The organism is Desulforhopalus vacuolatus, assembly GCF_016918505.1.
Lineage (GTDB): Bacteria > Desulfobacterota > Desulfobulbia > Desulfobulbales > Desulfocapsaceae > Desulforhopalus > Desulforhopalus vacuolatus.
Map to the genome: position 1 here is coordinate 39,386 of NZ_JAFFPZ010000021.1, position 9,453 is coordinate 48,838.

Consider the following 9,453-nt stretch of genomic DNA (forward strand, 5'->3'; position numbering starts at 1 on the left):
ACTCCGGCAGATATAATTTCAGCAGACGCTTCTCTCTTCAGGGAACCTTGAAACAGCTTGTATTTCGTTCATATTCAAACCATAAGAGAATATTTGATGTTCCCTTTATATAAACCTTCGCCCGGAGTCTGTTTAATCCCTTTTAAATTCAGGTCGTTTCCTACTAAAAATAAAAAGACCGCTTTTTCAACGAGTAAGCAAAGGCCTCTCCTCTACCTCTGAGGTTCCCGTTTAAGCCACTTCTTTTCAAGATGAGATGACAGGCATAAAACCTGCCGTCCAGCAATAACCTCAATTCTGAGGTTCCTGGCCCGTTCCAATGAAGCTTCATTCAACCCGTGGACAGAAACCAGCATCGAACGGGCATACAGGCCCCCCACCTTTTCCGAGAGGGAATCCAACTCATAGAGAGGACCTTTCCCTCTCGGAGCACCCCTGCCCTGCTGGTCAAGGGCACTGGTTTTGCATGAGATGACGTGGAGCCGATTGTGCCAGGTGAAGACCACATCCAGTTCGTTTTTCGTTGGTTTATTTCCCTTTCCCTGCCATTCAATTTCCACGTTCATCCGCAGGTCAAGACCGGGAATTTTTTCATCGGCAACAACCCCATAAACATACTCTTCAAGCCAGCCGCCCTTTGCATAAAAGCGAGATGCTTCATCGTTGAGATTTGCCGCACCATTCATACCCGGTGTCGCCACCCCTCCCTTGAGCAGCAGGGCACAGAGTTTCTCTCCTCCCTCTCCCAGCTGTTCCGCCTCCACGGCACAGTAGGGTGGTGCCCTCCTCCTTTTCAATGCGTCATCGTATTCACTGACGAGACCATTCAATTTTCTCAGCAGCGCAGGCTTGCCAACAAGCAGAGAACAGAGTTCTGCAGTTACCTTCCTGTGGGATTTTTCTCCCCGGGGAGCATCCCCGCTCAGCATTTTCTTTCCACAACAGAGCAGATGCTCTTTCACGGACAGAATATTGTCAGGCAGGGGATGGCTGGCTGGCTCACCTCCCAGCTCCAGCAGGCGGTTGCTGTTGGTATCTACATAGATGATCCGTATAGTGCTGGCAGCGAACCAGCACTGCTGCCAGGCCGCCAGAGCTACAATCTTCGTTCCACCGGTAACATTGAGGGTAAGTTCGGCATCAGTAAACTTTTCCAGAACCTGAGTGCAAACGTCCAGAGTCGCCTTAAAATCATAGGCTTCGGTGTTATAGACTGAAACCTTTTTCCCTCGTTCGGTGAAAAAGCTTTTCAGCAGCTCACACTTTTTCACCATCTGAGATGTGGTGAGAAGAATCACGTGATCCACCTTCTCATGGATAACAGGCAGTACATTGGGCAGCAGCTGTTCAGAAACAAGACAGATATGGGCTTTCATCCTTCCTCCATTTCATAATGACGAAACAAAACATGCTGAAAGCGGTGACTCAGTTGAATTTCATTTTCACCAACCCGCGTCTCCACTGCCCGACGCCGGGTGGTGGAATAAACAGGATGAAGGCCAAGGCGAAACGCACTCTGCACAAGAAGAAAACACGCGCCAAAATCCCCCTGGATGAGGACATAATCCCCCGCCTCTGCTTTCTCACCCAGCCAGTTCGTAATCGGAACGAGCTGCCCCTTCAGGGAAGAGGCATCCGGGGACAGATTGCCCCAGATATCTCGTAAAGGCATGGGGGGTTCCAGGATTTTTTCGACACCAAGACTGCTTCGTGCGTCCTCCCGCTGGGCGGGGGTAAGGGTGTGATTGAAAATAACGAAGAGGCGGGTCATCTCTTTTTCACTTCATTGATATGGTTGTTGAGCTCTTTCCAGAGTTTCGCTTTGTTCTTTTTCGCCTTCTTGCTGTCGCACCCCCACTCTTTGAATTTTATTTTCAATTCCGAGGCAACATCCATATCAAGCTCAGCAATCTCAACGGGTTGATTCAGATAAGCACCTAAATCACCATAGTCTCGGATTTGTTGCGCCAGCGGGGATACTTCAGCCTTTTGTTCCTCTGCTGTGACAAGAGGCCGCCAGGCAGCATCGGTTACAGCGAGCCATTCAGTCACGAGGGTATCACGCTCATTGTCCCACTTCTTTGGACGGGCTCTCTGCACCCGCTCAGCAGCCTCTTTCACCGCCAGGGCAACACCATCCTGCAAACGCCATTCGGCAGCCTGTTCATTTCCAAGAATTTCCCGCTGAAAATCACCCCACTCTTCTATCTGGGACAGTTTACACATCCAGGGTTTCCATGGATATCTTGCCGCCTCCTCTGCCAGTCGCTCCTTCTCTGCTTCCACAGCTTCTTGAGCCCTGCGCTCTTCGTTGCGCTTATGCTGCTCTTCCGCCCGCTGCTGCCGGAGTTCCTCAAACTCAACATCGCGAGATTCTTTCCGACGCTTGCGGAACTCATCCCCGACAGCAAGCTCTTCTGCAGTTGCCTCATGCAGGGAGGCCCAGCCAAAGGGCCGAAGCAGAGCTTTATTGTTTGGTTTCTTGTTTGGTGAGGCAAACCAGATAGTCATAGCGTGATTAAGTGTTTTCGGCGGGTTTCCCTTCCCCGTGAGAATTTTTATTTTACGGTCGCCATCTACAGAGGTCACACTCTCAGCCCCCGAATGACGCCCCAGACGAATGGGGAGATCACCCTTCTCAGGAGGACGGCTGCAGGCTGCGCCAATAATTTTACTCTCGCCCTCTTCCCTTTTTCGCTCTCCCTCGAAAAAGCCCTTTAGAGCCTCCTCAATCTCCACAAAGCTAACCGGCCGGGAAATAACTTCCCGCTCTGAGCCCACAATGGTAATGGATCCCTCAAACACCGCTCCTGGTTCAATAATTTCCAGAATTTGATAAACAGCCGAACTCTCTTTATCCCCCTTTTTCTTCTTTTCATCCACCGCATAACAGATACAGCGGGGCACCTCTCCAGCAAGACAAAAGTCTGAAATTTTCACCCTGGAAAAAGGATCCCCGGCAAAAGACCCGCCCAGCAAATCTGACTGCAGGTCTTTATTTCTCTTTCCCTGGAGACCTCCGCCACGGGCTCTATACCGCAGATTCAAAACTGCAGTACGTATACTTCCCTTCACTGCCGAGCCGGGGATATAGAGATCACCGTCCAGAGAATTAAACGCAGTTCTGTTAATGGTAAACTGATTGAGATTTCTGCCTGAAGCTTGTGGGGACAGGCGTAATACCGATTGATAATGACGCAGAAATTCGTCACCAATTTCTATCGTAACCCCGGATATGTCCTGTGCTTCACGATTAATGAATTTATAGATTTCCAAAAGAGACGCTGCTGTTCCTTTCCTGCAAATCGCTGAGTATTGCTCCTGCTTTTCCTTCTCCAGCCGCGCTGGAAAATGCAGCGGATTAAAACTCACCAGCGTTTTTTCCTTTTCCTTGACCACAAAGGAGGTCGGTTCGTAAACCTCATCACAACCGAGATGAAGGGGAGAAAGAACTTTCAGTTGAAATTTACGTGTTTCTGATTTCATTTATGCCTCCACAGAACAGGGCAGACACGGGGCAAACCCCTGCACCACCGTTTCCGGAATCTGTTTGGAAACGCCGCAAATCCCCTTTCCCAGCCAGGAACGCTCAGCGTTCATCTTCCAGACAGCACCCTCTTCCGCCATAACTACCGGCGATTTGAAAGGGTGCGTTCCAAGCTGTGCTCCGCCACCGTGTTTGCCAAAACGGGTGAGCGGAGTAAACCAGGCACGTTCGATACCTTCCATCTCCGGCACACAGGGAGCAAGGGTATAGCAGGCGTTGGCGTTACCTGTTGCAGGCAGAGTTTTTTCCTCGATGCTGAGGACCGTGAAACGTCCTTTCCCGCTGCTGGAGTCCCGTCCATATCCGAAGGTGCCAATACGCTCCAGAGCAGTTTGTAATCCCTGAGAAGTGCAGACAGCCTCATTGAGCAAAACAAAAAGAGCAAGGGTAACACCTGGCAGCAGAGAAAACACGCCACTGATATATGGGTCAAATCCTTCACCAGTAGTGCCGGTGAGACGATTCACACTGTTGTGCATCTCCTCGCTTTCCATGCAAAAGCCTCCTGTACAGCGAACGGCTTCTTCCCGCGCCTCTTCGTCCATTCCCTGAAAGGCCGCAGCAGCCACTTCTTCCTCGTTCATCAATGCGGAAATGTCGAACTTGAAGTGCAGGGATTCATCGACAAAAAACCATTTCTGCTTTTTCATCTCTTTACGCGTCTCAAGAAACTTCTGACGATTTTCCCGCCCTTCCTTATTGATCTGTTTTCCAAAGAGAGAGAGATCCGGGCGGGGCATGGCATAACCGATATCTTTTCCTCTGGATATTTTAGGAAAAGCTGAGGAGACAACACAGAAGGGGTTCTCCTGATATACATTAATCAGCTCCTGAAATTCACTCTTAAGAAGCGTTCCATCGCTGGCGAACTGCCAGCAAAGATGGCCGAACAGGGTATCTCCCACAAGGGGAGTGCCAAACAGGCCACCGGGTTTCAGTATTATTTCAAACAATTTCATGGCAACCTCATAAGATTTTTGTCGAGTACAAAAAGTTTTGCTCAGATTGCCTGTGTGGCGTCAAATTTTTTCTGTATTTCAGGATCAGCAAAACGGAATTCAACCCGTCCGTATCCCCGGCTGCCACTTCCTCCAAGAGCATCAAGCTCAAGCAGACACAATCCTTCAAGGAGATACTCCGTGAGATCGTCATCTTCTTCCATCTCTTTGAGGGTAATAGAAAAATCAAATTCCATTCCTGCCGGAACCCGCTCGGTGAAACGTGGGCTCTCAGCCACACCGCGAATCCGGTCAATGGAGTTTTCTGATTTCACCTCCGTAAGGGGAGCCCCATCTTCAAGGATTCGGTTCCGGCATGTCGAATTAAGGGGACAATCGGAAAAAGAAGCGCGGGTGGGACCAATTTTTGCGGCAGAATCACCATCGGCTCCACTGGTACCAAAGAGCTGAAGCAGTTTCAGTGCCTCCTCTTTTTCTTTCCCTTCAGCGTTCTCCCACGCCTTCGCATTGACGGGCTTTCCTTCTGTAAAACGCATCAGTCCACTGCGCAATTCCAGCAAAGAGCGAACTTTTCCCTTAAGAGAGGATCCGGGGATAAAAGGTTCATTGCTGTGAGGATGCTTTACTACCGGATTGTCAGTGCCACCGATACGCATCTCCGTATCGCCAGCACCTATATGAAGGCCACTCCGCAGTATAATTTGTCCTTTGATTTCCGTTATATTTTTCAGTTTCATGATTTTCTCCATCACCATATATTATTGAGAGGGTGTGCATACGTGCAGCAGAAATTTTGCGCCTTTATTTCGAATTGTACAGTTTATAAAAAGCCATCAGCGCTTCAAAGAAATTTGTAAATACCCGCAGATCCTCTTTACGTTGTATCTGTTCGATACCACTGCGAATAAAAGAAACAAAATCAGCACTTACCAAATTGCGTCCCTGAGCATATGCAGCCCGGGCAATAATCAGATGTAACCCCGGCAGAAGCTGCTCAATGTCTATGGATTTATTTTTTGCCGCATCGTTAAAGCGCACAACTTCATCAAAAAAACGCCGAAGCTGAGTTCCTTTATTCACCCTGAAATCTCCCCCCAGTTCTTTCGCCATCGTCTCTGCCGTTTGAGAAAAAAGCAAAGGGTCAACAATCTTCTTTTCGGCGTCCTTCCACAGGTTAATTTCCCTCATTGTATCCTCCTTAAAGATGTAACGTCTTATTTCAACGCAGATTATATAAAATTGTCCACAACGGAATACGCATTGCGCCACCCATCTCTTCCAGCCAGCGTACAAACTGCTGCATCTCCTTCAGAGCTTCCTGACGGGCGGTTCCCTGCAGCTTTTTATTTAAATTACGTACCAGCTGATACTGGAACATCGCATGCCAGCGCAGGCACTGCATATCGCTGCAGGTGATATCTCTTCCCTGAAGGCCTTTCTCCTTTTCTGCCATGTCGATGAACTCGTTGAAACGATAGAAAAGGCTGCCGGAGACATACTCCTGGCGCCACAGCTCCATCTCTGTCTGACAGTCAACAAGTTTTTCCAGTGCGTCCCAGGAGATCGTTTCGTTAAAAACAGTAACCCGATTGCGGCCTGTATCTTTGGCCCGTTCCAGTGCTTCTTCAGCAATATTCGCGACTCTGTCCACCGGCGCATGAGGTTTGCACATACTGATTCCGGCTGAAAAATGGATTTCAGGATTTTTACAGACGAAGAGACTGAACTTGTCCCGCAAATAGAGAGCCAGCTCTCGCATCCGATTCCAGGGGCCGATCAAAAAGAGATCATCCCCTCCCGCGAAAACGGTATAGACTGCCTGAAAGCGTACATCTGATTTCAGCAAATAGGGGAGATAGAGGGAGAAAAAGCTGTCCAGCTGACGACTGAGAGTCGCCATTCGTGAAATGGTATAGCGTTCCTCTGGTAAACCACAGCCCATCAGCAGGCCGAGCCGGTCAACGTCGGCTTTGAGAATACCGAGGGCCGGAGTCCCGTGAATGGAGAGATCAGCCTCAATATGCCTGGCAAGACAGGCGATGTCGGAAAAAGTCTTTGGTCGACCATCCCGCGCGCCATCCTCGAGTTGTCGCAAATCCTCTTCTTTCCGACTGAACGCCGTGAGCCTGCCATCCTGCAGATCAATTTCAGAACAGGTGGGGACGTAGCCGTTGAGAAAACGACTGGTCACCGGAGAAAGAGCACGTCCGTCAGAGTCTAAAGAGGTATTCCAGAGTTTAACAAGGTGACTGGAACTGAGTTTTTCCGCCTCTCCTTCACTGCAGAAACGAAGCTGATAACGGCCCAGCAGTGGAGCCTGCAGCACCCCATCTCGGGGATCATCCATAATTGCCAGCCATTTATTCTTGACCAGCTGAGTACCGATGGTGATCTGATCCATACAGAGAGAACAGGAATTTCGGTCATCAACCTGACAATGCACAGTTGCCGGACGAATTGCACAAAAAGGACAAAGCCTGTCGCTGAGATTATTGTTGAATCTCTCAAGATACTGCTCCATGGGAACGGCACCGCCGAACTTCTGGAGGTCAATACGACACGATTTCGTTTCCTCCATCTCCTGTTTATGGCGATTCCAGAGAGAACCAAAATGCTTAGTACTAAACTCATCCTGACGGGCAGCAGTGACGGTAATACCGAAACTGCTGATTCCGTAGGAATTTGCATAGAGCCACTGGTTGATACTGCCGCAAACCTCGTTGATCTTTTCTCGGGCCTTCTTTGTATTGGCAGCGAGGAGAGTAAATTTTCCGGCGGCGTTAAGAACCACCGCTGTAGCAGGCAGACCAAGGCTGCGGCAAAGCATATCCGCCGCCAGCTCTGAAAAGAGGGAAACATAAAAAGAACGACCTCGAAGCAATTTGGAACGGTTGGCAGAAGTATCTCCACTTGAACTGAATATGAAGTCCTGAATGCCGTAGAAATCACCACCAATAAGAAGAAACTTCTCTTCGCTGCCATTAAAGATTGCCTTCTCTTCCAAACTGTCGTGCTCACGGTGATAAAGATACAAGGCTGCAGCGAGAGCGCTGGTCGTACGGGCGTGATCGTAAAGGGACACATCCGGCACCACCATTTTCACCCGCGCCTGCGGAATCATGGAGGTAAAATTTTGCAGTAAAGAATCAAAATGCTCCATCCACAGAGCGACATTGTCACGATTTTTGAGCTGTCTGAGAGCAGCAACAAACTGATCGTAGAGTTTTTTATATTCCTCTTTCGCCTCTTCTTTTGTTCGCGAGCTGCGCCTCCGGGGAAAAATTGAGGAGCTGTTCAGCGGTTTCAGCGGATATTCCCACTCAAACTCTTCGATATTCTGTCTGGCATCGTTCGTTCCAAGATCAAGCTGTTCGAAGAGAGGCAGCAGGCGGGTGTTGCGATACTCTCTGATCTTTATTTCATCGCCCTCCTGAAAACTGGCCCGGTCAAGACCGGAACTGATCCAGTCCGCTTGAGTAATAAGAGATTCCAGGGCATTCTCCGGCTTGTGGTGGCGGGCAGCCAGGTTGATAAAAAAGCTCTTGTCCTCCCCCCATACAACGGCGTTGAGTTCCTGTGGAAGCACATCTGCCATCTGCTCAATAAAAGCTGCGGTATAGAGAGCATGACGATGGCTGTGATAATTGTTTTGCTTATTATACGGCTGATAGAGCTCCGTATTATTTTTCTTGTATTCCGGGGAAATCTCAAGGCCGTCCTGTGCCAGTTTACCGATGTCGTGCATCAGCCCCGCCAGAGCGATTTTCAAGGTTGTGGTATCCATCTGTTCTCCTGTGTATTATTTCAAGGAATCTTAATTCATCTGGAAATGTTGCAGTTCACGGTTTTACCTCTATACCTATCTGCCCAAAGCCAAAGGCAGTCTGTTTCCCCAGGCCCACCCGCTCCGCGTAGCGGAAAAAAGGAAGGTATTCATCGAGTTCGCCTGTAAATGAAAGCTCTCCCATCACTCCGCCAAAGAGCATGTTGTTCTTCTGCCTGTTTGAGTAGCGTTGATACTCTATCCAGCGGGTGGAATCTGCAGCCGTTGAAATCTGTTCCGCCGTTGCGCATAACCTCTTGAAATCATAAGAGAGATGCGGATCGCCATAGCTGCTTTCAAGGATATGAATACGGCGGAGAGCTGCACGCACAAGATGGAGAAAAGTGACGCGGCGGAGAAAGGAGTTTTCAAACTTGAGCCGCAGAGGACTCTGCAGGGAGAAGAGAATACGAGACGCTGTATCACCGGCTGGTGCCAGAGCAAGCTGCTCCGGCTTTACAGCGGACAATCTTTTTTCTTCTCCGCTGTAAATTGTTTTTCCAGCTACAGAAACTGAGGAGAGCGCATAGCGCCCCTCCTGTCGTTTCGTCCCCTTGCCAAGCCCGCTGTTACCCATCTCCTGGAGACAGTAGATAATGTGAGGTAAAAATCCCGTGGCAGGGCCAAGGAGGGTGAGACCAAAACGAAGAGTCTCTCCCGGCTGATACTCCCGTTTCTCTTCGCTGGGAGGCAAAAGGATATAGGGATGAGGCCGGGCTGAAACCCGGCTCTCCTGCAGTTTTTCCGTTGCAAAAATAAGTGCATAGGCGCAGGAAGCGTTGAGAAGGCAGCTTTCGCACTGTTGATTGCGCAAGGTGCAGGCAACCTTTTTCAACGCATGCCCAAAGGCACCACGCAGGGTAGAACCCTTGAAAACAGGGAGAATTGCGGTGGTAACAAAACAGCATTCGATATCAAGAGGAAGGAAAGCAAGGGACATAAATGACTCACGAAAATTCAGATTTGGAGGGGATATTCCTTTTTATTATAAAAAAATCAGTGGTGTCCGGTTAGAAAATTGCATGTTTCTTTTTTAACCGTTTTCGTGGTCGTGGACTGCATTTTCGTTTGTGTATTTGCATAGCTGCTGCCTGTTCTGCTGCCTGCTGTCTTGCTTCATTACG

General features: G+C 49.3%; 8 protein-coding genes. All 8 read right to left on the reverse strand.

What is annotated here, in order from left to right; all coding sequences use genetic code 11:
* Positions 1–212 precede the first annotated feature (212 nt).
* Positions 213–1,376, reverse strand: coding sequence for a Card1-like endonuclease domain-containing protein (locus tag JWG39_RS12165; protein ID WP_205219684.1), 1,164 nt, complete (start codon positions 1,374–1,376; stop codon positions 213–215).
* A complete protein-coding gene (gene csx20, locus JWG39_RS12170; protein WP_205219685.1) occupies positions 1,373–1,771 on the reverse strand; it encodes a CRISPR-associated protein Csx20 in 399 nt (132 codons plus the stop codon). Before csx20 ends, JWG39_RS12165 begins: the two co-directional genes overlap by 4 nt.
* On the reverse strand, positions 1,768–3,486 hold the full coding sequence (csm5, locus tag JWG39_RS12175) for a type III-A CRISPR-associated RAMP protein Csm5 (protein WP_205219686.1): 1,719 nt from the start codon (positions 3,484–3,486) through the stop codon (positions 1,768–1,770). Before csm5 ends, csx20 begins: the two co-directional genes overlap by 4 nt.
* Positions 3,487–4,506 carry a type III-A CRISPR-associated RAMP protein Csm4 gene (csm4, locus tag JWG39_RS12180; protein WP_205219687.1) on the reverse strand — a complete coding sequence of 340 codons (1,020 nt, stop codon included), beginning with the start codon at positions 4,504–4,506 and terminating at the stop codon, positions 3,487–3,489. It lies immediately after the preceding gene.
* 41 nt (positions 4,507–4,547) lie between these two features.
* Positions 4,548–5,243 (reverse strand): type III-A CRISPR-associated RAMP protein Csm3, encoded by a 696-nt coding sequence (gene csm3 / locus JWG39_RS12185; RefSeq protein WP_205219688.1) that lies wholly within the window; start codon positions 5,241–5,243, stop codon positions 4,548–4,550.
* 64 nt (positions 5,244–5,307) lie between these two features.
* Positions 5,308–5,694, reverse strand: a complete 387-nt coding sequence (csm2, locus tag JWG39_RS12190) for a type III-A CRISPR-associated protein Csm2 (RefSeq protein ID WP_205219689.1) — start codon at positions 5,692–5,694, stop codon at positions 5,308–5,310.
* 31 nt (positions 5,695–5,725) lie between these two features.
* Positions 5,726–8,290, reverse strand: coding sequence for a type III-A CRISPR-associated protein Cas10/Csm1 (cas10, locus tag JWG39_RS12195; RefSeq protein WP_205219690.1), 2,565 nt, complete (start codon positions 8,288–8,290; stop codon positions 5,726–5,728).
* Positions 8,291–8,345: 55 nt separating this feature from the next.
* A complete protein-coding gene (gene cas6, locus JWG39_RS12200; RefSeq protein WP_205219691.1) occupies positions 8,346–9,269 on the reverse strand; it encodes a CRISPR system precrRNA processing endoribonuclease RAMP protein Cas6 in 924 nt (307 codons plus the stop codon).
* Between the last annotated feature and the right edge of the window lie 184 nt (positions 9,270–9,453).

Coding starts and splice junctions, on each gene's coding strand:
- cas10 (WP_205219690.1), bottom strand. CDS start 8,290: ATGGATACCACAACCTTGAAAATCGCTCTGGCGGGGCTGATGCACGAC.
- csm3 (WP_205219688.1), bottom strand. CDS start 5,243: ATGAAACTGAAAAATATAACGGAAATCAAAGGACAAATTATACTGCGG.
- csx20 (WP_205219685.1), bottom strand. CDS start 1,771: ATGACCCGCCTCTTCGTTATTTTCAATCACACCCTTACCCCCGCCCAG.
- csm2 (WP_205219689.1), bottom strand. CDS start 5,694: ATGAGGGAAATTAACCTGTGGAAGGACGCCGAAAAGAAGATTGTTGAC.
- JWG39_RS12165 (WP_205219684.1), bottom strand. CDS start 1,376: ATGAAAGCCCATATCTGTCTTGTTTCTGAACAGCTGCTGCCCAATGTA.
- cas6 (WP_205219691.1), bottom strand. CDS start 9,269: ATGTCCCTTGCTTTCCTTCCTCTTGATATCGAATGCTGTTTTGTTACC.
- csm4 (WP_205219687.1), bottom strand. CDS start 4,506: ATGAAATTGTTTGAAATAATACTGAAACCCGGTGGCCTGTTTGGCACT.
- csm5 (WP_205219686.1), bottom strand. CDS start 3,486: ATGAAATCAGAAACACGTAAATTTCAACTGAAAGTTCTTTCTCCCCTT.